21 protein-coding genes and 1 tRNA gene are annotated in these 25,189 nt (G+C 61.8%); 13 read left to right on the top strand and 9 right to left on the bottom strand.

All coding sequences use genetic code 11. The annotated features are described in order from the left end of the window. Positions 1–2: 2 nt before the first annotated feature. The 6 genes from AC37TH_RS02435 (at position 3) to AC37TH_RS02410 (ending at position 9,488) form a co-directional block, all read left to right on the top strand. Positions 3–1,589 (top strand): type I restriction-modification system subunit M, encoded by a 1,587-nt coding sequence (locus tag AC37TH_RS02435; RefSeq protein ID WP_490763843.1) that lies wholly within the window; start codon positions 3–5, stop codon positions 1,587–1,589. Continuing rightward, positions 1,586–3,088 (top strand): type I restriction-modification system subunit M, encoded by a 1,503-nt coding sequence (locus AC37TH_RS02430; protein ID WP_490762762.1) that lies wholly within the window; start codon positions 1,586–1,588, stop codon positions 3,086–3,088. Before AC37TH_RS02435 ends, AC37TH_RS02430 begins: the two co-directional genes overlap by 4 nt. Further along, positions 3,085–4,317, top strand: a complete 1,233-nt coding sequence (locus AC37TH_RS02425) for a restriction endonuclease subunit S (RefSeq protein ID WP_490762761.1) — start codon at positions 3,085–3,087, stop codon at positions 4,315–4,317. Before AC37TH_RS02430 ends, AC37TH_RS02425 begins: the two co-directional genes overlap by 4 nt. Beyond that, complete coding sequence (locus AC37TH_RS02420; RefSeq protein WP_490762760.1) at positions 4,314–7,454, top strand: type I restriction endonuclease subunit R; 3,141 nt, start codon at positions 4,314–4,316, stop codon at positions 7,452–7,454. Before AC37TH_RS02425 ends, AC37TH_RS02420 begins: the two co-directional genes overlap by 4 nt. Further along, positions 7,454–8,635, top strand: a complete 1,182-nt coding sequence (locus tag AC37TH_RS02415) for a TIGR02391 family protein (protein WP_490762759.1) — start codon at positions 7,454–7,456, stop codon at positions 8,633–8,635. The genes AC37TH_RS02420 and AC37TH_RS02415 overlap by 1 nt, the downstream gene beginning before the upstream one ends. 100 nt (positions 8,636–8,735) lie before the next feature. Further along, complete coding sequence (locus AC37TH_RS02410; RefSeq protein WP_490762758.1) at positions 8,736–9,488, top strand: GIY-YIG nuclease family protein; 753 nt, start codon at positions 8,736–8,738, stop codon at positions 9,486–9,488. A 200-nt stretch (positions 9,489–9,688) separates the two neighbouring features. Here the strand turns inward: AC37TH_RS02410 and AC37TH_RS02405 are convergent. Both AC37TH_RS02405 and AC37TH_RS02400 read right to left on the bottom strand, forming a co-directional pair. Continuing rightward, positions 9,689–9,759 (bottom strand) — tRNA-Gly (locus tag AC37TH_RS02405). 160 nt (positions 9,760–9,919) lie between these two features. Next, on the bottom strand, positions 9,920–10,588 hold the full coding sequence (locus tag AC37TH_RS02400; protein ID WP_490762757.1) for a hypothetical protein: 669 nt from the start codon (positions 10,586–10,588) through the stop codon (positions 9,920–9,922). Between the two features lie 218 nt (positions 10,589–10,806). Here AC37TH_RS02400 and AC37TH_RS02395 point away from each other — a divergent pair, with 218 nt between their 5' ends. Together AC37TH_RS02395 and AC37TH_RS02390 are read left to right on the top strand one after the other, a co-directional pair. Next, positions 10,807–11,715: a HipA domain-containing protein gene (locus tag AC37TH_RS02395; protein ID WP_490762756.1), complete on the top strand. Its 909-nt coding sequence runs from the start codon at positions 10,807–10,809 to the stop codon at positions 11,713–11,715. Further along, positions 11,693–12,421, top strand: coding sequence for an HIRAN domain-containing protein (locus AC37TH_RS02390; protein ID WP_490762755.1), 729 nt, complete (start codon positions 11,693–11,695; stop codon positions 12,419–12,421). Before AC37TH_RS02395 ends, AC37TH_RS02390 begins: the two co-directional genes overlap by 23 nt. 237 nt (positions 12,422–12,658) lie before the next feature. On the opposite strand, the gene AC37TH_RS02385 is transcribed toward AC37TH_RS02390, so the two are convergent. After that, on the bottom strand, positions 12,659–13,393 hold the full coding sequence (locus AC37TH_RS02385; protein ID WP_490762754.1) for a hypothetical protein: 735 nt from the start codon (positions 13,391–13,393) through the stop codon (positions 12,659–12,661). Between the two features lie 26 nt (positions 13,394–13,419). Beyond that, entirely contained in the window at positions 13,420–15,162 is a 1,743-nt protein-coding gene (locus AC37TH_RS02380; protein ID WP_490762753.1) for a CocE/NonD family hydrolase, read from the bottom strand. Between the two features lie 113 nt (positions 15,163–15,275). Here AC37TH_RS02380 and AC37TH_RS02375 point away from each other — a divergent pair, with 113 nt between their 5' ends. Together AC37TH_RS02375 and AC37TH_RS02370 are read left to right on the top strand one after the other, a co-directional pair. Beyond that, the gene (locus tag AC37TH_RS02375; protein WP_490762752.1) at positions 15,276–15,884 is read left to right on the top strand and encodes a TetR/AcrR family transcriptional regulator; all 609 of its coding nucleotides are present in this window, start codon (positions 15,276–15,278) and stop codon (positions 15,882–15,884) included. Next, positions 15,881–16,948 carry a magnesium and cobalt transport protein CorA gene (locus tag AC37TH_RS02370; protein ID WP_490762751.1) on the top strand — a complete coding sequence of 356 codons (1,068 nt, stop codon included), beginning with the start codon at positions 15,881–15,883 and terminating at the stop codon, positions 16,946–16,948. Before AC37TH_RS02375 ends, AC37TH_RS02370 begins: the two co-directional genes overlap by 4 nt. 26 nt (positions 16,949–16,974) lie before the next feature. Here AC37TH_RS02370 and AC37TH_RS02365 read toward each other — a convergent pair whose 3' ends face one another. Then, positions 16,975–17,463 (bottom strand): MarR family winged helix-turn-helix transcriptional regulator, encoded by a 489-nt coding sequence (locus tag AC37TH_RS02365; protein WP_490762750.1) that lies wholly within the window; start codon positions 17,461–17,463, stop codon positions 16,975–16,977. Between the two features lie 76 nt (positions 17,464–17,539). On the opposite strand from AC37TH_RS02365, the gene AC37TH_RS02360 reads away from it, so the two are divergent. Then, on the top strand, positions 17,540–18,184 hold the full coding sequence (locus AC37TH_RS02360) for an NAD(P)-dependent oxidoreductase (protein ID WP_490762749.1): 645 nt from the start codon (positions 17,540–17,542) through the stop codon (positions 18,182–18,184). Positions 18,185–18,946: 762 nt separating this feature from the next. Next, positions 18,947–20,014: a tyrosine-type recombinase/integrase gene (locus tag AC37TH_RS02355; protein WP_490762748.1), complete on the top strand. Its 1,068-nt coding sequence runs from the start codon at positions 18,947–18,949 to the stop codon at positions 20,012–20,014. Here AC37TH_RS02355 and AC37TH_RS02350 read toward each other — a convergent pair. From AC37TH_RS02350 to AC37TH_RS02340, 3 genes are read right to left on the bottom strand one after another with little or no spacing between them, the layout of a single operon-like run. Beyond that, positions 19,945–22,110, bottom strand: coding sequence for a HelD family protein (locus tag AC37TH_RS02350; protein WP_490762747.1), 2,166 nt, complete (start codon positions 22,108–22,110; stop codon positions 19,945–19,947). The two genes, AC37TH_RS02355 and AC37TH_RS02350, sit on opposite strands and share 70 nt — an antisense overlap. Before the next feature lie 19 nt (positions 22,111–22,129). After that, complete coding sequence (locus tag AC37TH_RS02345; RefSeq protein WP_490762746.1) at positions 22,130–23,068, bottom strand: DMT family transporter; 939 nt, start codon at positions 23,066–23,068, stop codon at positions 22,130–22,132. Beyond that, positions 23,065–23,874, bottom strand: a complete 810-nt coding sequence (locus AC37TH_RS02340) for an SDR family NAD(P)-dependent oxidoreductase (protein WP_490762745.1) — start codon at positions 23,872–23,874, stop codon at positions 23,065–23,067. Before AC37TH_RS02340 ends, AC37TH_RS02345 begins: the two co-directional genes overlap by 4 nt. Before the next feature lie 133 nt (positions 23,875–24,007). Between AC37TH_RS02340 and AC37TH_RS02335 the strand changes: the two genes are divergently transcribed. Continuing rightward, a complete protein-coding gene (locus AC37TH_RS02335) occupies positions 24,008–24,598 on the top strand; it encodes a TetR/AcrR family transcriptional regulator (RefSeq protein ID WP_490762744.1) in 591 nt (196 codons plus the stop codon). Positions 24,599–24,634: 36 nt separating this feature from the next. On the opposite strand, the gene AC37TH_RS02330 is transcribed toward AC37TH_RS02335, so the two are convergent. Beyond that, the gene (locus tag AC37TH_RS02330; protein WP_490762743.1) at positions 24,635–25,180 is read right to left on the bottom strand and encodes a TetR-like C-terminal domain-containing protein; all 546 of its coding nucleotides are present in this window, start codon (positions 25,178–25,180) and stop codon (positions 24,635–24,637) included. Positions 25,181–25,189 lie beyond the last annotated feature (9 nt).

Raw genomic sequence — 25,189 nt, 5'->3', positions numbered from 1 at the left:
ACATGACACCTAACACCAAAGAAGGCCAACGCGCTGAGCTGCACAAGACGATCTGGCGTATCGCCAACGACCTTCGAGGTTCGGTTGACGGTTGGGACTTCAAGTCTTACGTGCTCGGCATGCTCTTCTATCGGTTCGTCTCCGAGAACCTCACGGCCTATATCAACAAAGGCGAGCGCGACGCGGGAGACCCTGAGTTCGACTATGCCCGTCTCGCGGATACTGCCGCCGAGTTTGGTCGTGGTGAGACGGTGGCCGAGAAGGGGTTTTACATCCTCCCGTCTGAGCTTTTCGCCAATGTGCGGGAGCGTGCGGCTCGAGACGACAACCTCAACGAGACGCTGGAGCGAGTCTTCAAGAACATCGAAGGTTCGGCGCTCGGGACTGACAGCGAACACGATCTCAATGGCTTGTTCGACGATCTTGACGTCAACAGCAACAAGCTGGGCCAAACGGTGGCGAAGCGCAACGAGAGGCTCGTGAAGCTTCTCGACGCGATCGCCGACCTCCCGCTTGGCGACCTGCAGGACAACTCGATCGATCTCTTCGGAGACGCGTACGAGTACCTCATGCAGATGTACGCGGCCAACGCCGGGAAGTCCGGTGGAGAGTACTACACACCGCAGGAGGTCTCCGAGCTTCTCGCGCGGATCACCGTGATCGGCAAGGAGGCCGTGAACAAGGTCTACGACCCTGCGTGCGGTTCCGGGTCGCTGCTGCTGAAGTTCGGCAAGGTTCTCGGCAAGGAGAACGTTCGTCAGGGGTTCTACGGTCAGGAGATCAACCTGACTACTTACAACCTCGCGCGGATCAACATGTTCCTGCATGACGTCAACTACGAGAAGTTCAATTTGGCGCACGGTGACACTCTCATCGACCCTGCTCACTGGGACGAGGAGCCATTTGAGGCAATCGTCTCCAACCCGCCATACTCGATCAAGTGGGACGGCGACTCCAATCCGCTCCTCATCAACGACGAGCGCTTTGCTCCGGCCGGTGTGCTTGCGCCGAAGTCGAAGGCTGACCTTGCGTTCACAATGCACATCCTCAGCTGGCTTGCGGTGAACGGTACCGCGGCTATTGTCCAGTTCCCTGGAGTGCTCTACCGCGGGGGAGCGGAGCAAAGGATCCGGAAGTACCTGATCGACAATAACTACGTCGACGCCGTAATCCAGCTCCCTGCTGACCTCTTCTACGGCACGACGATCGCAACCTGCATCATCGTGCTGAAGAAGTCGAAGACTGACAACGCCGTGCTTTTTATCGACGCGTCGGCAGAGTTCAAGCGCGTCGGCAACAAGAACAAGCTCATGCCGGATAAGCAGCAGAGCATCCTGCGCGCCTACGAGAACCGCGAGAACGAGGACCATTTCGTAAGGCTCGTCCAGAACGCGGACATCGCATCCAACGGCTATAACATCGCCGTGTCTTCTTACGTGGAGCAGGAGGACACTCGCGAAGTTGTCGACATTGACGTCCTCGAACGGGACATCGACGGCTTCGTCGCGCGCCAAGCCGTCCTGAGAACAGAGATCAACGCCATCGTCGCCGAGCTTCGTGGATCACGGACAACCGGGGCTCGGCAATGAACGGGATCGTTGAGGTCGCCAGGCGTTTTCATTCGGACACGGAAGCGTGGGATCTGAAGTCCTACGTCCTCGGCGCGCTCTTCTACCGATTCCTGTCTGGGGACTTGACCGAGTACATCAATTTGGAAGAGCGGGCCGCCGGCGACGTAGAGTTCAACTACGCCGATCTCGACGACGACACGGCCGAACAGGCTCGCCATACGACTATCGATGAGAAGGGCTACTTTCTGCTGCCGAGTCAGCTGTTCGCCGCCATCCAGGACGGAGCCGGCGTCGACGAGAACTTGAACGAGACGCTCGCGGCTGTTTTCAAGAGCGTCGAGGCCACTGCGACGGGCATGCCGAGCGAAGGCGCGTACAAGGACCTTTTCAGTGCCTTCGATCCGAACGCACTTGTGCTTGGCGACACTGTGGAGGCGCGCAACAAGCGCTTGGCGGCTTTGTTGGCCTCTGTTGCCTCCTACGAGATGACGAACGCGGCAGATGACTTTGACGAGCTGCTGCGTTACTACGTCACGACCGCGGGCAAGAAGGGTGGCGATCACTTCACGCCGCCAACGATCGCGGAACTGGTGGCGGGACTCGCCACCCAGGCCAATCCTGAAGCTCGAAGCATCTATGACCCTGCCTTCGGGTCGGGGTCTCTCCTCATCAAGGTTCGTCAGCGGCTCGCTTACGATGCAACTGCGAGCGGCCAGGAGCTCGTGCGCACAAACTACAACATGGCGCGCATGAACCTTCTAGTACATAGGATCGAGTTCGGCTGGATCGATCTCGACGGCGGGGCCAGCACCCTGACCACCCCCTCGCATCGAGACGATGAGCCCTTCGACATCATCGTCTCCAATCCGAAGTGGTCGCAGAAGTGGGTCGGTAAAGACGATGCACTGCTGATCAACGACGATCGGTTCGCCCCGGCCGGAGTGCTTGCGCCCAAGAAGTACCACGACCTCGCCTTCACGATGCATGCTGCGTCGTGGCTTTCGACGGACGGCGTTGCGGTGCTCGTTCAGTTCCCTGGCACGCTCTACCGGGGTGCCGCGGAAGCGAAGATCCGCCAGTATCTGGTGACCAACAACTTGGTCGACGCCGTGATCCAGCTGCCGCCGGACTGGGGCTACGGTGTGACGGTCGCGGGCGTCATTGTCATTCTCCGCAAGGCGAAGCGCGACAACTGCGTTCTGTTCGTCGACGCCTCGAAGCAGTTCAAGCGCATCGGCAATAAGAACGAGATACTCCCGGAGAACCAGAAGATGATCCTAGACGCGGTCAGCGCGCGCCAGGATATCGAGCACTTCGCCAGCCTCGTGCACAACGAGGACATCGCGCGGGAGCAGTTCGACCTCTCTGTCACGCGGTACGTGCAACCAGTCGATGCGCGCGTCGCTATTGACATTCGATCATTGAACGTAGAAATCGCGCAGATTGTGCAGCACCAGATCGATCTTCGCCGTGGGATCGATGCGGTGGTTGCTGACCTTGAAGGAGTCGCATCATGAGCCGGATCGATGAGTTGCTTGCGGAGCTTGCGCCGCAAGGCGTCTCGCTTCGGCCGCTTGGTGAGCATGGCCAGTTCGTGCGAGGAAACGGGCTGCAAAAGTCAGAGCTGACCGACGAGGGGTTCCGAGCCATCCACTATGGACAGATTCACACTCACTACGGGATCTGGGCAGACTCGACCATATCGTTCACGACGCCGATACTTGCATCAAAGCTGAGGCATGCCCATCCCGGGGATCTCATTATTGCGACGACAAGCGAGGACGACAGGGCCGTTGCCAAGGCTACGGCTTGGCTTGGGCAGGAGGATGTCGCCGTCAGCGGAGACGCATACATCTACCGCCACGACCTGGACCCCAAGTTTGTCTCGTATTTCTTTGCGTCAGAACGATTCCAAGAGCAGAAGGCGCGGTTCATTACGGGCACCAAGGTGCGACGCATATCTGGCGAAGCACTCGCAAAGCTGCAAATCCCGGTGCCGCCTGCCAAAGTTCAGCGGGAGATCGTCAGAATCTTGGATCAGTTCCGAGAGCTGGAGGCGGAACTGGAGGCGGAGTTGGAGGCCGAGCTCGACGCTCGTCGGCAGCAGTATGACTGTTATCGAGACTTCCTAATTGGCACTGTTGATGGTCCACGCGTTGCGATGGGCGAGATCGGTAGCTTCGTCCGGGGGCGTCGGTTTACCAAAAATGACGTCGTAGAGGCAGGTATTCCGAGTATCCACTACGGCGAAATCTATACCGATTACGGGGTATCTGCTTCGCGCGCCCTTCGTGAGGTGCGTTCAGACATAGCTACACAGCTCCGCTTTGCACAGCCACGCGATGTGATCTTCGCGGGGGTTGGCGAGACCGTCGAGGATGTCGGGAAGGCCGTCGCGTGGTTGGGGGATCACCCGGTTGCCGTGCATGACGATACGTTCTCGTTTACATCTGATCTCAACCCGAAGTTTGTCGCCTACGCTGTCCAGACGAAGGACTTTCACGCTCAAAAGGCGAACTTTGTCGCGCGCGGGAAAGTGAAGCGGCTCGCTTCGGCTGGACTTGGGAGGATCACAATCCCGGTGCCTAGTGTCGCTGAGCAGGAGCGCATCGTCGCAGCCCTGGACAGCTTGGACGCCTTAGTCAGCGAGCTCAGCCTCGGCCTGCCGGCGGAGGTAACCGCTCGCCGTCAGCAATACGGGTACTACCGCGACAGACTGTTCACCTTCCAGGAGGCCACGGCATGAGCGACGCACCTGACCAGATACACGACCCGATCGCGGTTTCCGCGGAGAGCACCGTCGTCGCCGAGTACACACCGGACGCCTCCCAAGCGACGGCGTACCAGTCCGAGGCGGACCTCGAACGCGAAATGATCCGCCTGCTGCAGTCGCAGGCGTACGAGTACCTCCCAATCACGACGGAGTCCGAACTGGTCGCGAACCTTCGAGCGCAGATGGGAGCCCTGAACAGCATCACGTTCAGCGATAGCGAGTGGGATCACTTCTTCAAGAACAAGATCGCAAGTCAGAACGACGGCATTGTCGAGAAGACCACGCGCGTTCAAGAAGATCACATCCAGATTCTGACCCGCGACGATGGCTCGACGAAGAACCTCATGCTGATCGACAAGAAGAACGTTCATAACAATCGCCTGCAAGTCATCAATCAATACGAGATCGGGCGGGGTGAGGGCGGCGCGAAGTACGCCAATCGCTATGACGTGACGGTTCTGGTGAATGGGCTACCGATGGTGCACATTGAGCTGAAGCGCCGTGGCGTTGATATTCGCGAATCCTTCAACCAGATCAACCGCTATCAAGGGAATAGCTTCTGGGCCGGCTCGGGCTTGTTCGAGTATGTGCAGCTCTTCGTGATTAGCAATGGAACGCTAACGAAGTACTACTCGAATACGACGCGCAACCGTCACATCGACGAGGCCAAGAAGAGCGCCGGCAGTAAGAAGAAGACAAGCAATAGCTTCGAGTTCACCTCCTGGTGGGCAGATGCCCAGAATCGGCCGATCCAAGAGCTGGCCTCGTTCGTGAAGACCTTCTTCGCGAAGCACGCGCTGCTCAACATCCTCACGAAGTACTGCGTCCTCACGGTCGACCGCGACCTGCTCGTCATGCGTCCGTATCAGATCGTTGCAACCGAGCGCATTCTGCAGCGTATTGACATCGCCACCAACTACAGGCATCTCGGTACGGTCGAGGCCGGCGGGTACGTCTGGCACACCACGGGTTCGGGCAAGACCCTGACCTCGTTCAAGACGGCGCAGTTGGCGTCAAAGCTGCCGAGTGTAGACAAGGTGCTGTTCGTCGTGGACCGCAAGGATCTCGACTACCAGACCATGCGCGAGTACGACCGCTTCGAGAAGGGCGCAGCAAACTCGAACGCGTCGACGGCGGTGCTCAAAAAGCAGCTCGAGGACCCAGGCGCACGGATCATCATCACGACGGTCCAGAAGCTGTCCAACTTCATTCGTGCCAATAGGGGGCACGGGATCTACTCGGCCCACGTGGTGATCATCTTCGACGAATGTCACCGCTCGCAGTTCGGCGACATGCACACGGACATCACGCGGGCGTTCAAGCGCTACAACCTCTTCGGGTTTACCGGCACGCCGATCTTCGCGGCCAACGCGGGCAGCGGCGGAAACCCTAGCCTCAAAACCACCGAGCAGGCGTTCGGCGACAAGTTGCACACCTACACGATCGTGGATGCGATCACGGACAAGAACGTCCTGCCCTTCCGGATCGACTACATAAACACGGTCAAGGTCGGAACTCCTGACGACAAACAGGTCTCGGGGGTTGAATCAGAGAAAGCGCTCCTCGACCCGCGCCGCGTGGCGCAGATCGTCGAGTACACGCTGCAGCACTTCGACCAGAAGACAAGACGTGCTTCCAGCTACGAACACTCGATCGTCAGGAATGTCAGCGAGTCTGTTCGCACCCGTCGGCGCGCCGAGGTGCTCCGCGAGAAGAAGCGGGTCCGCGGCTTCAATGCGCTCTTCGCTACCGCTTCCATCGAGGCGGCCCAACGCTACTACCTTGAGTTCAAGTCCCAGCAGGTGGATCTCACCGCGGATCGTCGACTCAAGGTCGGGGTCATCTTCTCGTACGGCGCGAACGACGCGTCGGACGAGGACATCCTCGACGATGAAGCGTTCGACACTGAAGGACTCGGTGGCGATGCGCGCGAGTTCCTTGAGTCCGCGATCAAGGACTACAACGGGTATTTCGGCACAAGCTATGACACCAGCGCCGACAGCTTCCAGAACTACTACAGGGATCTGTCCCAGCGGATGAAGAACCGCGAGATCGACTTGGTCATCGTGGTGAACATGTTCCTGACCGGCTTCGACGCCACGACCATGAACACGCTGTTCGTCGACAAGAACCTGCGTTCACACGGCCTCATCCAGGCGTACTCGCGCACCAATCGAATCCTGAACTCCGTGAAGACCTACGGCAACATTGTCTCGTTCCGAAATCTTGAGGGCGCGACCAACGCGGCCCTCGAGCTGTTCGGCAACAAGGATGCGCGAGGCGTCGTCCTGCTGAAGCCGTTTCAGGCGTACTACGGCGACTACGTCGAGAAAGTCACGGAGCTGCTGGAGCAGTATCCGCTCGGCCGCCAGATTGTTGGCGAGTCGGCGCAAAAGGACTTCATCGCGCTGTTCGGGGCTATCCTGCGGCTCCAGAATATCCTGTCGTCGTTTGACGAGTTCGACGGACTTGATCCGGTCACCGAGCGCCAGGCACAGGACTACCGCAGCTTGTACCTCGACTTTTATGCGGAGTTCCGTAAGGACCGAAACAACGATAAGGAACTGATCAACGACGATGTCGTGTTTGAGATCGAGCTCATCAAGCAGGTTGAGATCAATGTTGACTACATCCTGATGCTCGTCGAGAAGTATCGCGCGACCTTCGGGGACGGCGATGACAGAGAGATTCGCGCCGAGATCTCCCGGGCGGTTGACGCGAGCCCGAGCCTGCGGAGCAAGCGCGACCTGGTTGAGGACTTCGTCGACTCCGTCTCGGTGAGCGGCGCGGTCGACGAACAATGGCAGGCGTTCGTTGCCGCTAAGCGCGAAGCCGAACTTGAGACACTGATCGTCGACCAGCAGCTGCAATCCGAGCAAACACGCGCTTTCATCGAGGTGGCCTTTCGTGACGGGCAGCTAAGGACGACCGGGACGGCCATCACCAAAATCCTCCCGCCAGTTTCACGGTTCGCCGCCGAAGGCGGACACGGTGAAAAGAAGCGTGCAGCCGTTGAGGCGCTCAGCCGTTTCTTCGAACGGTTCTTCGGGCTGGGGGCCGGCGTCGACGATAACGGCCTCATCGGTTCCGATTCTCGAGGAACTATCTGATGAGTGGTCTCAGTGTGTCCCAGAAGACATTCCTCGAGCCGGTGCTAGGGATGTCGAGCGGATATGTCCTGGACTTTACCAATGCATCATTCGCCAACTTCTTCCGAGATCTAAATATCGACATCTACGACGCAGAACGCTATTTAGGGTTCGGCGATTCCAAGGCAAATCGGCTTCGCGCGTTTTGGAAGAGTGGTACGAATGATGAAGTCGCGAGTGTCCTCAACGCCATCGCCGATTACATCGAAGCGAAGAAGCTGGCACCCATCTCGACGGTTGATGTGAGCGATGATCAGGTCGCGCGCATCCGCTCCATCGCGCTCGACGTGCTTCCGCCTACCGCGGCAATGGCAGCCGCCAGTTTCACCACAGAAGCGACCCTCAGCGCAAACAAGATCCAGATCGAGATTCACGAAGACATCTACAAGCACATTCGCCCATACCTCATAACCGAGGACTACTTCCACGCAGTTGAGGAAGCGTACAAGGTCGTTCGTGAGTCTCTCCGTGATAAGTCCGGCAGTGAGAAGGCCACGGACGCGTTCAAGCCAGACAACCTTCCGAAGATCTTCGGACACGCTCCGGCCGACGGCGTGGAGGCGGACTTCTTCGATGGAGTCAAGTATCTGAATATGGCGATCCAGTTCCTTCGCAACGAGAAGTCTCACACTCTAGCGACGCCGCTCGAGCGAAACCTCGCTCTGCACTACATCTCTCTCGCGAGCCTGTCGTATGACTTGGTAACGAGGTACGTCAGCGAGGACCTGATAAAGGGAATAGAAGACCTTGTCGCGACCACGCGTCGCAAGTATTCGGCGTCCCGTTTCTATCGTGTGTTCGAAGACGGCAGATGGATTGATGACCTGACGCTTCCCGCTGAGCTTGCGTCGTCATCGGTACAGAAGGTGTTGACGGTGAAGTGGCTGCAGGAGGCGGACTTCACTCGCTCGTATGATCACAGCAACATCATGCTGATGCGGCTTGAACTTGTCGTGGATGAACTAACCCGGGCGGACATAGATGCGCTGCTGGAGCGGCCGACGGTTGATCACCGGGGAAATAGCCAGGAAGCCGGAATGTTCCAGTTTCTTGAATTTGTCCAACAAAGGAACACGAACGCGATCTCGGAACGGGCCGTGGAGTGGATAGCCAGTAAACGGCGTGAGTATGACGAGGAATGATGTCACGAACCGCGACAACTCACAATGATGGGGACTGTCTTTGCCTTTGACGCTTGGCCCCATCCTGACCGACGCCGGGATACATCCTTCGCAAGCGCTCGTGATCCGTCACGCCTATGTGCGTGAGCACGAGGGCAGTGACATGCCTGGAATCCATTCGGACTCCACCGACGAAGAGATACTGGAATACACGCGGAATCAATCCGCGGATCGCAAGCGCTTTCCAGAGGTGCCCCCACGCTTTTGGGTGGTCTTCCGTCGCGAAGGCGGGGACCAAGCGCGCCTCTGGTCGGTCGTCGAGAACCTCGGTGAGATCTCCAGTGATGGCGGCCGCCGTATTTTCGACATGGTCGAGTCGGAACACATGGCGGACCTGCGGGGGAGGCTGGTTGTTGGGTGGCGTTCACCGCGCACGTGGTGGATGCGTGGCAGTACAGCTGCCAGCTACCCGGTGATGGGGATCGCCGATGCTGAGCCGATGCCCTTCCCGGGCTTCGATCGGCTCATACTCGACCACGCCCTGCTGCAGGTTGTCATGCGCGAATACCGCTACGCCTCATGGCGAACTGCGCTCTCATCCGTCGTCGGGATTTACCTGATCACCGATACGCGCGATGGGCGCAAGTACGTCGGCAAGGCTGACGGCGAAGAGAACATTCGCCAGCGCTGGAGTTCGTATGCGGCGAATGGACATGGGGGGAACGTTGAACTGCGAGGACTCGATCCCTCGACGTTTCGATATTCGTTGCTGCGAGTGTTCGATCCGTCGACACCAGCTTCGGTGATCGATCTGGCGGAGAGCCACTTCAAGGTCGCACTCGATAGTCGTCGGCACGGGCTAAATCGAAACTAGGCGCGCCGTGTGGTGTATGCGTGACTCGATAGGTGGCTCAGCGCCTCACACGGAACTACACCTAGCACACCTCGCCCTCCGGCAGAGTGAGTGAGAGCAGTCGGCATGGCGGTGCCTAGGTCACCTCGTACCGGTCCGAAGTGACCTGAGACAAGTCGCGACTAGCGTGAGAATTCACAACTCGTACCGAGCGCAAAGAGAGCGAGTGACGGGAATCGAACCCGCGCTATCAGCTTGGGAAGCTGAAGTTCTACCATTGAACTACACTCGCATGGCCCGCGATCCCAGCAAATCAGCGGAATTTGGGCTTCACCATAGAGTACCCGCTCAATAGTTTTTGGCCAAACTCACCGTTTACTCACCGCTTTGGGATTTGGCGCTCCTCGATCGCGCCCCCGATGTCGGATGAGCATGCGACTGATGTGCGACGTTTAGTGCACTAGCAATTGCTGGATCAAACCTGACGCTACTGCGGCTGCGGCAGCATTGGTTCCGGCGACAACGACTCCTCGTAGCGTTGTTAGGAGACCTCTCACGACAACGTGATTCGGCTCCTCTTTCACGAGTTCCGCTAGAAGCGTGGAACTTGCCTCTCCAGCTGCTGCGCGGTCGGAGGAATCGATGGAGGTGTCTGACTCGATCAATTCGAGGGCCTTCTTTACTGCACGTGCGAGATCTTCGTAGCCTTGCGTGACGGGTATCTGCTGCTGGACGGAGCCACCTCTCGTGGCCACGTTCACGTGATCGCCAGAGACAATGATCGCGTCGCCGTGGATGATCTGTTGTGCGGCTGCGCCGCGCGCGGGTGCAGGTTCCCTTTCGACGAAGCGCGCCTCGATGTGGCTCATCGAGGAAGACATTGCCCCACCTGCCTGATTTATCCGGACGTCAGTAATCCACACGATACGAGTTCCGCCGCGAGGGTCGGGAATCTCCATTCTGTCGCCCTCGTAGACCGGCGCAGCGACGTCGAAGAACGCCGCTTTCGCCTGAACCTGGGATTCGAGCTGATTGCGTTGCTCATCGCCATCGTCCTGCGGATGGATGACGACCACCTGCTGGGTTCCAAAACTGCTTCGCATGCGTTGAATGAACGACAATGAACGGCCCCTTTTAGATCTGGTGCATACCCCTAACGGCGATCAACCTAGCCAAGAACCAAATCGCTGCCGCTCGACACGCGCGTCGCGCCGCTAACAGCTAGTGTTGCCGACCTCTCGCTCGAGGCCCGCGTAATTCGAGCCTCATGACCGTGTCTGGCGATTCCGTGTCGAATTGCAGGTAATGTCTGTCCGATGGCGCTGGGAGCTATGACGATATGACTGCCGAATGGGACACCGCCTACGTCGACCCCAACGCGCTCGATGAAATCGAGGAAGAGCCTCTCGGCACCAAAGAGAAGTTCTGGGTTCAGAACCCCGACGATGGCTCTGCGTGGCTCTTTAAGTTCGCGCGTGAAGTTCACGGGCGGGTGATGGGGGAGGACTGGGCCGAATGGGTCGTTCACCAGATAGGTCGCGAGATGGGCGTACCTACGGCCGAAATTCGGCCGGCTGAATGCGCGGGTCGTCGCGGGATCGTTTCGAAGACTGTGGTGCCCGAGAACAGTCGACTTGTGCTGGGAAACAGTGTTCTTGTCGAGCACGACCCGCAGTACGACCCGGCGGCAGGTCGACACAACCCCGGCTACACGGTCGCCGCCATTCAGCAGGCTCTTGCGCCTATTGCCCCGCCGCCCGGATACCCCGAGTTGGCGTCTATGGGCGCCTTTGATGTCTGGGTCGGCTATCTCCTCATGGATGCACTAGTGGCAGGGCGCGACCGCCATCATGAGAATTGGGGCATTCTGAGCCGTTCGGAGAGTCGTTCCTTGGCGCCGTCGTTTGACCATGGGAATGCTCTGGGCTTCCAGGAGACTGACGACAAACGCGAACGTTGTCTCGAATCTCCGAAAATGATGCGTAGTTGGGCGAGTCGCGGTAAGAGTCATCACTTCGTTGGTCAGCCGGATTTAGTTTCACTCGCGTGCAACGCGGTTTCGAGTGGTGCGCCGGATGCCGCCGTCCACTGGCGTGTCGCTTTGGAACGCGTTTCTCGCGAGATGCTGCGGGATATCGTTGATTTGGTCCCGGAAACGATAATGTCGGCGGTTACACGTAGTTTCGTTGTTGAGTTGGTGGCTGTGAATCGAAGGAGGCTGTTGGATGCGTACCCAGATGGCTCATAGCACCAGCGCCGCGCAGTCAGCTGATGTCGCGAGACGGCTCTTGGTCGTCTGGCGGAACCCATCGTCACGTCGCTTTGCAGTAGTGGCTCATTTGGACCATCTCGTAACGGGCACCTACGTCTTCTCGTACGTTGAAGGGGTAGCTCAGGAGCCAGGTTTCTTCCCGATTGACGAGTATCCGCTGCTGGATGGAGCGTACGTTTCGGATGCCCTTCCGGTGTTCTTCGCTAATCGTGTGATGTCGTCCGACCGGGCCTCGTACGGCGAATACCTCGAACGCGTCGGTCTTGCGTCGTTCCGACCTGACGACATTCCAATGGAGTTGCTAGTCCGCACCGGTGGAGGCCGCGCGACCGATACCTTCCACATTGTCGAATCCCCGCTCGATGATGCAGATCATTTTGAGAGCCGCTTCTTCGTTTCTGGCATCAGCCATGTTGCGGGTGGTGCTGAACTCGTAAATCGGCTCCGCGATGGTGCCCGACTTGCGCTCAGGCCAGATCCTCAGAATGAGGTGAACCCTCGTGCCGTCTTGCTCGATGTCGAAGACGGTAGGCCGATCGGTTGGGTTCCTGACTGGCTTTGCGAGCAGGTTAGCGGGTTCATGGATGGAAGCTACGAACTAGAGGTCGTGGTAGAGCGGGTTAATCCCGACGCACCCCCACGGCAGCAGGTGCTTGCTCGGATCGACGCTACTCGGCGTTAGCTATCGAAACGCAGGAGCGCCGAGTTCAATGCGCCGGTTGTTCGATTAGACCGGCGCGACACGGAGGCATGGGACTCCCCCGAAACCGATCTACTCGAGTAGCGCGCGGATCGAGCCTTGGGCTCGCGCGGCCCTGCTACATAACGGGTGGCCGACGGCGGTTATGTGGCCCCACCGCCGTGTCGCGCCACGCGGGCGGCGGTGGGGCGGAATGTATCGACGTTTCGATGTCCGACGTCAATTGCTTGTTGTGGCGCTTCCGGTTTCGCCGGCGGCAGCAAGGATCCAGTTGCGGTACTCGACGGCGAAGTGCTCGAGATGCTGATCCATGACGTCGGGAGCGCACGTGGCGGGCAGCGTGACCGACAACCGGACGGTGAACCCGTCGGGCTCCTCCTGGAAGAGATTGGAGATCGATCCGACGACGGTGCCGTCATCGAGCACCATTCGGGAGCGGCGCGCATCCGACCCCTCCTCCGCGGCCGAACGCAGCTCTTCCTCGGTGGCCGCTGACGCGTCCCATCCCGCCATGAAGAATGAGCAGACCTTGTCACCGAGTGTCTCGACGATGTTGACCGACCCACCGGGCACGTTGTGGATCGAGTAGTGCTCCGGATGCGCGCCCAGAAGCACGTCCTCTCGCTCGAATGCCTGGGACAGCCAGCCGGTGAACTGTGCGGCGCTGATTCCGTGGGCGCGCAGAACCGTGGTGCCGGTCGCCTCCCGCCCGGCGGAACGAGCCAGGTGGTCGCGGAGAAAAGCATCGCCTGCAGCGATGTCGTCGCTCAACAGCTCCAGCAGACGCTCACGGCCGAGCCTGGACTTCAGCAACGTCAGTGCCCGGTGAGCGGAGAACAGCTCGAAGCCGTCGATGGTGCTGTCGCGGTCGTCACCGGCACGCCGCACCCAGCGTTGCTGTGCCGTGGCGACGATCGCGGCCTGGTCGGCGGTGGCGTCATTGCTCGTCGTCATTGGTTCACTCCCCGTGGTTGTCGGCGTCAGTGCTGCGCCAGGACGGGCAGCTGAAGGTATGAGGCGTGCGCGCCACCGGTGTGGATGACATGAGTTCCCTGGTTGGCGCCGACGTACTCGCGGATGCCGGGCATCAGGGTGCCGAGCAGGTTCCGGGAGCTGATCACAAAGCGCAGCTGCTCCCCCGGATGGAAGGCGAGTCCGACCGGGAACAGGTCGATCTCGATCTCGACGATCTGGCCTGCGCCGAGCTTCTCGACGCGGTCGAAGGTGTGCGCCGGCACCTCGTCAGTGCTCAGCGCCTCGTCGAGGTGACGCGCGGAGACGCGAAGACGCCCGTCCGAGCCCTTGTAGCGCAGGATGGTTGCGCCGTGATCGGTGAGGTCGTGCGCCATCGCAGACTGGTTCGGAACGGTGAACGCCTGCAGCGGTGTTCCGAACCGGTCGAGCTTCTGCACGAGTACGAACAGGTCCATGTCGTCGGCGTCGCGGGCTTCGACAAACAGGTGGACCTTCGGATAACCGACCAGCACGGTCTCGCTCTCGAAGCGGGTGAGGAAGGAGACCGCGTTCGGGTTCGCGTCGACGGCGTACGACGCCTCCGTCTCGACCTCGGGAGCGCTGGTGCCGAGCGTGCGCGTGCGAGCGTCGAGATAGAACTTCGTCGACATCACCTCGACCGGTGGGAATGATTCCGCCGGCACGTTCACCTCGTCCCCGCCTTCGAGGTCGAGTATCGAGTACCGCACGCGCGGGGTGGTCTCCCAGCCGTTGTCGGCACCCAGCAGGTAGTGGTCGAAGAAGCGGCGCAGGTCCTCGACGTTCGCCTCGTCGTAGTAGTCGGGCCACTCCTGGCCGTTGTGGATCCGCAACCACTTCTCGTCGGACGCGATCCGCCGCCAGGCCCGAAAGGTTCCGGCGGTGTGCAGCGTGTTGGAGTAGCTGGCGACGACGTACGCCGGAACGGTGATCCGTTGGAAGTCGGGGATCTTGTTCTGCCAGAGGTCGGTCATCAGCGGGTAACGCTCGACCTCCGAGAGGATGTCCTCCTTGCGGTTCTTGCCGAAGAAGCTGCCCTCCTGCAGCTGCTGCGCGAACCCAGTGTCGGGCATCCCGCCGCGCATCACCAGGTCGCGGTAGACGTCGCTGACTCCCTCCCACGGGTTGATCGCCACCAGGTGCGGCGGCTGCTCGGCGGCGGTGAACCACTGCGAGACGGCGAGGTAGGACGTGCCGCTCATGCCGACTTTGCCGGTGCACCAGTCCTGCTCGGCGAGCCATTCGATGACGTCGTAGCAGTCGCGGCCCTCCTGCCGGTCCCACAGCACGCTGTCGCCCTCGGAGTCGACGACACCCCGCACGTCGACGTTGCAGATCGCATACCCGCGAGCGCACCAGTACGCCGGGTCGGGGGCCTCGAACTTCTCCAGCCCGGACACGATCGAATTGTCGAGACCGACGAGACCGAACACTCCCATCACGCTGACCGAGGTGCCCTGGCCCTTGCCATACGGGCTCCACGCCACGATCACCGGGACCGGCTTGGTCCCGACCGGCCGGAAGACGTCGACGTGGACGGTGGTCCCATCGCGCAGCTGCATCGCCACGTCCTTTTCGAAGACGATGTCGGCCGGCAGCGGCTTGAAAGGCGGGGCAATCTGAAAGCCTGCCTCCAGGGTGCGGGTACCCGGCTCGAACGGGGTCAGCACGCCGGTCCGCGCCGCGGGCAGCGGATGGGACGGTACGAACATCATCTGGTTATCGCTCACGGCGAGCTCCTTCAGTCGGGCGAGTCCTGCACGGGCTCATGCGTCGGGGAAAGAGTACGTCGCACTCCAACAAAACTCAACACCTGTTGAGAAATGAATGGTAGATTGGTTGTATGACGGTGCAGATGAATCCCGCTCCGAAGACCCGCCGCGGCCGCCGACCTGGGGCTGGCAGTACGCGTCAATCCGTACTCGCTGCGGCGAGAGCTCGATTCGCCGTCGACGGGTTCGATGCCACCACCATCCGCCGAGTCGCATCGGATGCTGGCGTGGACGCATCGCAGGTAATGCAGTTCTTCCGGTCCAAGGACGAGCTCTTCGCCGCAGCACTGGCGGTTCCGCCCGCCGCGTTGGACCGTTTCGACACTGTCTTCCAGGGCCCGGGGGAGCACCTGGGGGAACGGGTCGTCGGCGCGTTCCTTGATGCGTGGGAGGGGTCTGCCGAGGAGTCGGAGCCGCTGCTGGCGATGCTGCGTGGCGCGATCGTGAATGAGCAGGCATGCAGCCAACTGCGCCAGTTCATCCAGTCCCGGCTCTTGCACGGCACCAGCGGCCGTGCGGACGGCGACGCGGCTCTTCGCGCGGGGATAGCAGCGGCGATGCTAGTGGGAATCGTTCTGAGCAGACAAGTCATTGGTGTGCCCGCGCTGGTCGGTGCCGACAGGGAGAAGCTGATCGCGACAGTGGCACCGGCAATCCAGCAGATTCTGACACGGTCATGACCGCGATCGACGGACGCATCTACGTCGGCGGCCACCGCACCGCGGCCCCCGACACCCTAGAAGCGACGGTCGACGCCCTCCGCACGGAGAACACTGTTGCCTGGATCGGTCTACGGAACGCGGATCCTGTCACGCTGACCGACGCCGCGAAACGCTTCGGCCTGCATCCGCTCGCCGTCGAAGACGCCCGCAAAGGACACCAACGCGCCAAGCTCGAACGCTACGGCGACACCATGTTCGTCGTGCTCCGCCCGGCGACCTACGACGACTCTGCCGAGCAGATCGAGTTCGACGAAATCCACCTGTTCATCGGACCCAACTTCGTCATCACGCTGCGACGAGGTGGCCGGCAGGACCTCGCCGCCGCTCGCACCGCTCTCGAAGCAGAACCCGCATTCCTCAGTACCGGCCCGGAGGCGATGCTCACCGCGCTCCTGGACCAGATCGTGGACGGCTACGCACCCGTCGTCTCCGGATTGGAAGAGGACATCGACCAGGTCGAGGACAACCTCTTCAGCAGCGGCCAGGTCGACCCCGCATTAGCCGAGCGCATCTACCGGCTGATCGAACAGGTGATTGCCTTCCAGCGGGCCATCGGCCCGCTTCCCAGCATGGTGGAGGGTCTGCTCCGCGGCGCAGACCGGTACGGCACAAACGAAGAGGTACAGAACCGGTTACGCAACGTTCTCGACCACGTCGTCCGGATCACCGAACGCGTCAACACCTGCCGGTCACTCCTAGAAAACGCACTCACCGTGCACTCGACCCTCGTCTCCCTCGAACAGAACGACGCAATGCGGCGCATGTCCAGTGCCAGCCTCGCCCAGGGCGAAGAGAGCCGGCGACTGGCGAAGGAGACAATCGAACAAGGCGAAGAAGTCAAAAAGATCTCCTCGTGGGCAGCGATCCTGTTCACCCCGACACTGGTCGCATCGGTGTACGGGATGAACTTCGACCACATGCCAGAGCTGCACTGGGTATGGGGGTACCCCTTCGCGCTCGCTTTGATGGTCGGGCTCGGGATCGGGCTGTGGGGGATCTTCAAATGGCGGCACTGGCTCTGATCAATGCTCCGCCACCATCGGTCCGGTTATGAAGTGCTCGTACCCGAGTCGTTGGCGCCCTTACCGGGACCATTGAGTGCGCTTGTCACTCGGCTCAGCAAACTCGAGAGTGTGCTGAGCTCGTCGGGCTTCATCAGGCCCAGGAACGCGGTACGCACGAGGGTCAGGTGACCGGGGAGAACACGCTCCCATGTTTCGCGGCCCTTGTCGGTCACGCGCGCGACCACTCCGCGCTCGTCGGAACCATCGCGTGAGCGGGTGATCAGTCCTGACTTCTCCAGGAGGCTCGCCTGGTAAGTCAGGCCGCTGCGCGAGACGATGAGCTGATCTGCGAGTTCGGCCATCCGGTACCCGTCCGGCGCGTTACAGAGCGCCGCGAGGATCTCGAATTGCACCTGGGTGAGGTCCGACTGCTGTTCGTGAAGGTTTTCGGTGATCGCGCGCTGCAGCAATGTCGAGGACGCCACGAGAGAGGCGTAAGCGTCATACTCCTGACTGTTCAGCGGTGCGTCCATGCGCCCATCCTAGTTGATTAAAATTCGAACTACATGTACTCTAGTCATTGTTCAAATTTTAACTACTTGGAGAACAATGAAAATCGTAGTCATCGGGGCAACTGGAAACGTCGGCTCGCACACCGTGGATGAAGCACTCGCCCAGGGCAACGAGGTTGTCGCGTTCGTGCGTCGCCCAGAAGCAGTCGCCGCCCGAGCCCACCTGACAATCGCCCAAGGCGACGCCGGCGACACCGCCGCTCTCGCCGCCGCGGCGACCGGCGCCGACGCTGTGATCGTGGCGATTAACGGCACCTTGAAGGATGCGACGTTCCTGCAGCGAACTTTGCCGAACATCGTCGAGGCCATCAAACAGGTTGGTGCCAGGCTCGTACTCGTGTCGGCCTTCGGCTCCGGCGACAGCGCGCCCAAAGCCTCAGGCATAGCGCGCCTGTTCTATCGCGTCCTGCTCGGCACGATCTTCGCCGACAAGGCCGCCTCCGAAAAGATCCTCCCCGATTCGGGGATCGACTACACGATCCTCTACCCCGTCCTGCTCAAGAAGGGCTCCGCACTGCCCGAGACAGCCGTGGTGCCCCTGGCCGAGGTTGCCAAGGTCCCGGGGATGCCCAGGGTTCCCTACGCGAACGTCGCCAAGACGCTGGTCAAGCTCGCCGGCGACACCACCAAGGCAGGAGCGCGGCTGCTCGTCACCACCTCGACAGGCTGGAAGGCTGCCTAGCGAAGCCAGTCGATCTCGCTGTGGATAAGCCGGTTGGGTGCGTCGGAGATCGACTGGAAACGCCGTGGTGCGCCAGCAATGGAGGGCTGATGGAGCCGCCTGCGGCGGCACTGTAGCCAGCGTGTTTGTGTGTCTCTCCGGCCGTTGATCGTAGCTCGTTCCGGTGCTTCCGTGCCGGGCTTTCGCGGCATATCCTCACTCGCTGCGCTCCCTCCGGTATTCCACGGTCCCCGCACTCCCGCACCGTCCACTCACCACAGATCCCCTTGCCGGAAAGGCAAACAAAACGATCAACACAGGGGAGTGGATCAACATGCGGGTATTCATCATCGACACCACCAACATGGGCCCAGAACTCGAAAGCGGACTCATCGGAGTGGTCGGGTCGACCATCCCGACCGTGGACGAGAAGCGGGAGTGCGTAAGCGCGGTCAGCCGGTACGCTCTGGACGGTTGGGGGGTCGCCGCCGACCCGTTGACGCCGTTCGGGCGGCTTGCTGCGCTCACCGCAGAGGCGGCATGCGTGCCATTCATACGCCTCGACGACCCTCGCCTGGTACAGCGGTCCGAGCGTACGATTGTTGCCAGGCGCCGTCCCAAGGGGGATTTCGCTGACCTCAATGGATCGCCGTCGCCCGCGCAGATGCCCGAGACCTGCACTAGCGGGGTCGGGCTGACTCGCTCTGGCGTCGAGAACGGGGGTCGGTGATGATGTCCCGTCCTCCGCTTGTCTCCGAAACCTGGGGCGCAGTCACTACGCGCATGCTCGCGCAAGGCCGTTGGGCCGCGCGCGCCCGCTACCGGGACGTCGATGGTCGTACGCGGCAAATCGAACGGATCGGCCGCACGAAGCAGAAGGCCGAAGCCCTCCTCCGCGAAGCCATGCGTGACCGCATCAAGCCGCTCGGCGAGGGCGAACTTGGCCCGGAGACTCGGCTGGCCGACCTGGCGATCGTCTGGTGGGATGAGTTCAGCCAGACCTCACGCTCAAACGGTACGCTTCGCCGATACGAGACAGTGCTGGACAAGTATGTCGTCCCGCAGCTCGGCGGCTGGATGATCCGCGAGGCTACGGTCTCCAAGCTCGATCGATTCATTAAACAGACGACGCGGCTGAACGGCTATTCGAACGCGAGCATTGCCACCGTCTTGCTCAAGGGAATGTTCGCCATGGCCGCCCGCCATGACGCGATCGACACCAACCCGATGAAGTCGGTCGCGCCCGTTGAAGTGCCGGACCACCAAGTTGTCACCTTCTCGCTCGAAGATGTCGCCGAGCTGCGGGAAATCCTGGTCCGCTGGGATGCCGGCTTGGACGCGTCCGGTCGTCGGCGGGGTACTGATCTGGCGGATCCCGTGGACTTCTTCCTCGGGACTGGCTGCCGGCCGGGCGAGGTATTCGCCCTGATGTGGGAGGACGTTGATTTCACGGTCCAGCCCTTCACCGTCGACATTCACCGGACGATGGCGAAGACCAGAGAAGGCCGCTGGACCGTTCAGAACAAGACGAAGACGGGCGCCGGGCGCCGGCTGTTCCTGCCTAAGTTCGTCGGGAAAATGCTGCTGCGCCGCCGCGTCGAAGCGTACTCGGAACTCGTCTTTCCGTCCTCGACGCTCACGCCGCGGATCCCGGACAACTTCCGTCTCCAGTGGCACATAGCGCTGAAGGGGACACGCTTCGAGGGGCGGGTGCCCAAAGAGTTCAGGGCTACCGTCGCCACCGCAATCCGCGATGCCGCCGGTCTCGAACGGGCGCAGCATCAGCTGGGGCACTCGACGTACGCGACGACGGAGCAGGTCAATGGTTTTTGGCCAAACTCACCGCTTTGAGAATTGAGCATGGTGGGAACGGTCGTGACCTCCAAGGTGAGGAGACGTTTGGTTGCTCGGGTTTGTGCGACGTACAGGTCGCGGATACCGGCTTCGTTGGCCGATTGAATGCCGTCCGGGTCGATGATGATCACAGTGTCGAATTCCAGGCCCCGCGCGTCGGGCGCGGCGATGACCGTGGCGTTGATCTCAGCGTCGAGAATGGCGGCGCGCTGCGCGGTGGCGACGACTCCGATGAGTTCGTCGGGGCGTGCCTTCGAGGTGCTCGCGATCAACTCACTGATCGCGTCCGTGATGTCGTCTTCGGGGACCGTGACAACGGTGGGTTGTTCGCCGTGCCGGATGGAGCGGGAGAGTCGCTGTTCGGGGGCGATGCGGGCGAGCAGGGACTTTGTAGCCTGCAGGATCTCCGTGGTGGTGCGGTAGTTGACCGTGAGGGTGTGATGGGCGAACCGCTCGTCGACGAAAGGTTCCAGCGCACCACCCCAGGTGCGGACGGTCGTGGTGGGACTCCCTTGGGCGAGGTCTCCCACGATTGTCATTGAGCGTTGCGGGCAACGACGCATCAGCATGCGCCATTGCATTTCGGAGAGCTGCTGGGCTTCGTCGACGACGATGTGCCCGTATGTGGTCTCGGGAAGTCCGTCGACGAGTTCACGTGCTTCATCCAGCAAAGCAAGGTCGGCGACACTCCACTGGGTCTGATCGAGGTCAGCGATGCGCGTGAGTTCCTTCGCTGAGACGTTGGGAAGGGCGCGGGCAAGCGCGGCGCGGTCTGTAAGAAGGCCGCGGACGGCGTCCTCGGCACGGAGTCGGGGCCAAACCCGGTCAATGGCCCGGTCGATAGCGGGATCATCAAGAAGCTCTTCACGGATCCGGTCCCAATCGATTTCCAGACGGTCCGCCGGTCCGTCCGCATCGTCGGAGGCGGTATGCCCTGGATCGCCGGCGAACATGCGATCGAGGTCGATGCCCAGTGTCTCCTTGATCTCGGCTTCGAAGTCCGAAAGTTCTTTCGCGGTCTGCTGTTCCAGTTCGTTCACCAGTTCATCGACGATGTGTTCGATGAACAGATCCCTGGCACGGTTGTGTCCGATGCCGCCCTGGAGGGCGCCCTGCCGTGCGGCGTCCACCCGGCCGGAATCGAGGACGACCGTCCCGTGTGCGGTCTGCAATGCAAGCGGTACGTCGTGAGGCTCCCGGGCCTGCACCCAGCGAGCGAGCCCGTCAGCGAGCTCGGCACGGCCCTTGATGCGTGCGAGGTGATCGGGGTCGGTTTTCGTTGCTTCCACACCGATCAGGTCCGGCAGCGTCGCCAACCGGACATCGTTCTCCCCAAGCGAGGGCAGCACGTCGGAGATGTAGATGAGGAATCGCCTGTTCGGGCCGAACACGAGGACACCGCGATCGGCGATCGAGGGGAACGCGTACAGGACGTACGCCGCCCGGTGCAGGGCGACAATCGTCTTACCGGTTCCTGGCCCGCCGTCGACCACCACGATTCCACGGTGCGGTGACCTGACGATCTCGTCCTGTTCCCTCTGCAGAGTCGCTGCCGCCTCTCGCATCCGTCCCGTCCGCGCGCCACTCAGCGCAGACACGAGAGGGCCATCGCCGATGACGTCTTCGACAGCCGGTGGGGTTCCGTCAAGGATTTCGTCACTGACATCGACGACTTTCCGATCATCCACGCGCAGGTGTCGACGCCGGCGCAGGCCCATGGGCGAGACCATCGTGGCAGAGTAGAACGGCCTCGCCGCCTCCGCTCGCCAGTCCACGAGCAATTGATCTCCTGCGTCTGTGCGCAACCCGATCCGGCCGACGTGCAGCGATTCCCCCTGCCGTACGCCATCGATACGTCCGATGCACAACGATCGCTCAGCCGAACGGAGCCGGCGAATGTTGTCTGCCAACCGCGAGACCTCCATATCCCTCGCAGAGAGGTCTTCTGACCCTTCACCAGGAGCAGCCGTCGCCCGCGCGTGCGCGGACTGGCTCTCACCCACAGCCGTGTCAAGACGCGCATACATCGCATCGATGAATCGCTGTTCTTCTTCGACCTGCTGCGCCTTGCCGGCACCCACATCCATGCGCATCGTTCTCCCTCATCCGGGGTCAACTATGGGGTGCGGATCCGGCAAGAACAACGTTGACTTTCCGCCAGAATTTTGGCCTTCCAGAAACGCTCAACTGCTCCAATCTGGGTTTCCGCAGTCCGTACACGATGCCCGCGGTGACCAGCAGGACGCCCGCAATCTCTCCGCCACTCACCGGCGCAATGCCGAGGGCGAGGGTGGTTCCCAGCGCTCCGACAGGGACCATGCCGGCGAACAGTCCGGTACGGTCGGGGCCGAGACGCCGGAGCGCGCTGTACCACAGGAGAAAGGCGACGGCCGTGACCACGACGCCGAGGTAGAGGAAGGCCGAGAGCTCACCGATCGCGGGCGGCTGCAGGGCGTCGACGCCGTCGATAGCGAGGCCTGCAACGAACAGCATGGGCACGGCGATCGCTGCGGGGTAAGCGGCCACGCGGGTGGGTCCGAGCTTGGGGAGCAACGGCACGGCGAGCAGTGAGAAGAGCACCTCGCAGACGAGGGCGCCGAGGGACAGGAGAAGGCCGGCCGGGTCGCCAGTGCCGAGTCCGGCGGCCACTGCTGTGCCGAGCGCGACGACGACGGCCGCGACGATGGTGCGTCGTTCCGGCTTTCGGCGTTGCAGGAGTGGGCCGGCGATGGCCAGTGCGATCGGCACGGCGCCGACCACCGCGCCGATCATCGCCGGACCAGCGTGACGGGTGGCTTCGACGAGGAAGAGATTGAACCCGACGAGGCCCGTGGTGGCGAGAGCGATCAAGAGCAGAATGTCGCGGAGAGTGAGCCGGGCGCGGGACGGACGCTGGAGTCGAACGACGGCCAGGAGGATCACCGCTGCGACCGTGAAGCGAAGTGCTTGCCCGATCAGCACGGGGTAGTCGGCGATGGTGGTGGCGACCGCTGCAGAGGTGCCTACGAGGAGCATCGCCGTAGCAGCGCCGAGCGCGGAGGCCGTGTTCACGCGACGACCTCCCTGGCTTCGGGGGTGTCATCCAGAACCGTTCGGGTGAGTCGTTCTGCGATGGCGGCGATGAGTGAGCGTGGACGACGCGGCATCAGATGTCCGCTCAGTGCGTTCGCGAGCCCGGGGGTCACGTATGCGCGGTCGCGGTCGAGAGCGCGCAGTGCGGTGCCCACCACACGCTCCGCGGAGAGCATGCGGCCGAATGACGCGGCTTTGCGGGTGCCGATGGTGTCGAAGAAAGCGGTCGGCACCGGGCCGGGACAGAGGGCCAGGACGCGGATGCCGCGCCGTCGGTACTCCTGGCGCAGGGCGAGGCTGAAGTTGAGCACGAACGTCTTGCCGGCGCTGTAGACGGCGAAGTACGGGGCGGGCTGAAACGCTGCCGTCGAGGCGATGTTGATGATGGAACCGCTGCCGCGTTCGACCATGCCGGGGAGCAGCTCACGGCTGAGGTCGACAAGGGCGACCACGTTGACCAGGAGTTGCTCGTGGTCTCTGGACGCGGGTATGTCCTCGAATCGCCCGCAGGTGCCGAAGCCGGCGTTGTTGACCAGCATGTCGATCTGCAGACCACGAGCGGCCAGTTCGATCCCGACGTGGTGTGCCGCATCCGGTTCGGACAGGTCTTGCACGATCACGTCGACGTGGGTGCCGTGGTCTGCCCGCAGGCGCTGGGCCAGGGCTTCGAGACGGGGGCCCGAGCGGGCGAGCAGCACCAGATCGTGTCCCCGAGCCGCCAGTTGGGCGGCGAACTCCGCGCCGAGTCCGGAAGACGCCCCGGTGATGAGAGCTGTGTTTGTCATCTGTTACTCCGTTTCCTTTATGTGGAACAAAGCTATACACGAACCGGGCATAAATGCAACAGCACTGACTTAGATAATGTGGATGCGTGCCCGCCGTTGTATCGTTTATTGCAACGGGGGAACGGGAGTGGATATGGAACAGGCAACGAAACGTCCCCTTCGGGCCGACGCCGAACGCAGCGTGCGAGCCATCCTGGAGGCTGCGGAGCGCGTGCTCGCCGCCGACCCCAGTGCGTCGATGGAGCAGATCGCTAGTGCCGCGGGTGTCGCCCGCACCACGGTCCACCGCCGTTTCGCGAATCGCCAAGCAGTCCTCGACGCCCTCGCGATCTCGGCTGCACGACAGCTCGTCCTGGCCGTCAACGACGGCCGGCCAGACACCGCCCCTCCGTTGGTCGCGATCCACAGGATCACCGCGAACGTCCTACAGGTCAAGAACGCCTGGACCTTCGCCCTGGGACTGCCGCCGGCAGTGGGCAGCGAAGCGGCTCGGCTCCACGATGAAGTCCAGCGCAGCTGCCTTGCGGTGCTTCAACGGGCCCGGCGGGACGGAATTCTCGCTGCCGACGCCGACCTCGAGTGGGCCCGAAGGGTCTACTACGCGCTCCTCAGTGAGTCATTGAACGGCGAGGATGCCTCCGCCGAACCTGACGCGCTCGCGGCACGCCTCGTCGAGACCTTCCTGCACGGCTTTGCGCCCCACACACACTCCGCAGGAGGCTGAGCGGCGGCACCCGACGATCGACATGGACCGGGCAGATCAGTGGTCGCCCCGAGCCGGCGATGACCGTAACTCGTCAGCTCCGGTGGCTCGAATCACGCGCTGAACGTGTGATTCGACCCATCCGGACTCGAAAGCTCGGGTGCGCAGTAGCCACCGGTGGAAGATTGGGCCCAGGAGGAGCTCTGCGGCCGCGTCCGGGTCAGCGGCGCCCCCTTGGCGCAGCCGGGCGGAGATCGCGTTGAACTGGGGAACCAGGAGCCGCTCGCGAAATTGAGCAGCAAGCTCCCTGTCGGTCTGGATATCGGCGGTGACAGCTCGCAGAAGGCCCTCCTGCGTCGGATCGGTCAGTTCTGCGATCGTCCCGGCGACCAAGGACTCCAGGTCCACCACCAGATCACCCGAGTTGGGCACCACGACAGTGCCGTCCTCGCCGAGACTCTGTGCCAGGAGCGCGTCGAACAGGATCGCCCCGGTCGATGGCCATGTGCGGTAGAGCGTCTGCTTGCTTACACCGGCACGGCCCGCCACGCCCTCCATCGTGATTCTCCCGAAGCGGTCCTCCTCCCTGGCGAGTGAGAGCACCGCTTCATA

It is taken from the genome of Leifsonia sp. McL0627 (genome assembly GCF_058244615.1).
Note: the sequence above shows the minus strand (reverse complement) of the source record. Positions and strands in the feature narration are given on the sequence as shown.

Excerpts from the sequence above, each read along its gene's own strand:
- AC37TH_RS02435 (WP_490763843.1), top strand. The coding sequence starts at position 3 with ATGACACCTAACACCAAAGAAGGCCAACGCGCTGAGCTGCACAAGACG.
- AC37TH_RS02430 (WP_490762762.1), top strand. The coding sequence starts at position 1,586 with ATGAACGGGATCGTTGAGGTCGCCAGGCGTTTTCATTCGGACACGGAA.
- AC37TH_RS02425 (WP_490762761.1), top strand. The coding sequence starts at position 3,085 with ATGAGCCGGATCGATGAGTTGCTTGCGGAGCTTGCGCCGCAAGGCGTC.
- AC37TH_RS02420 (WP_490762760.1), top strand. The coding sequence starts at position 4,314 with ATGAGCGACGCACCTGACCAGATACACGACCCGATCGCGGTTTCCGCG.
- AC37TH_RS02415 (WP_490762759.1), top strand. The coding sequence starts at position 7,454 with ATGAGTGGTCTCAGTGTGTCCCAGAAGACATTCCTCGAGCCGGTGCTA.
- AC37TH_RS02395 (WP_490762756.1), top strand. The coding sequence starts at position 10,807 with ATGACTGCCGAATGGGACACCGCCTACGTCGACCCCAACGCGCTCGAT.
- AC37TH_RS02390 (WP_490762755.1), top strand. The coding sequence starts at position 11,693 with ATGCGTACCCAGATGGCTCATAGCACCAGCGCCGCGCAGTCAGCTGAT.
- AC37TH_RS02385 (WP_490762754.1), bottom strand. The coding sequence starts at position 13,393 with ATGACGACGAGCAATGACGCCACCGCCGACCAGGCCGCGATCGTCGCC.
- AC37TH_RS02375 (WP_490762752.1), top strand. The coding sequence starts at position 15,276 with ATGACGGTGCAGATGAATCCCGCTCCGAAGACCCGCCGCGGCCGCCGA.
- AC37TH_RS02370 (WP_490762751.1), top strand. The coding sequence starts at position 15,881 with ATGACCGCGATCGACGGACGCATCTACGTCGGCGGCCACCGCACCGCG.
- AC37TH_RS02365 (WP_490762750.1), bottom strand. The coding sequence starts at position 17,463 with ATGGACGCACCGCTGAACAGTCAGGAGTATGACGCTTACGCCTCTCTC.
- AC37TH_RS02360 (WP_490762749.1), top strand. The coding sequence starts at position 17,540 with ATGAAAATCGTAGTCATCGGGGCAACTGGAAACGTCGGCTCGCACACC.
- AC37TH_RS02355 (WP_490762748.1), top strand. The coding sequence starts at position 18,947 with ATGCTCGCGCAAGGCCGTTGGGCCGCGCGCGCCCGCTACCGGGACGTC.
- AC37TH_RS02350 (WP_490762747.1), bottom strand. The coding sequence starts at position 22,110 with ATGCGCATGGATGTGGGTGCCGGCAAGGCGCAGCAGGTCGAAGAAGAA.
- AC37TH_RS02340 (WP_490762745.1), bottom strand. The coding sequence starts at position 23,874 with ATGACAAACACAGCTCTCATCACCGGGGCGTCTTCCGGACTCGGCGCG.
- AC37TH_RS02335 (WP_490762744.1), top strand. The coding sequence starts at position 24,008 with ATGGAACAGGCAACGAAACGTCCCCTTCGGGCCGACGCCGAACGCAGC.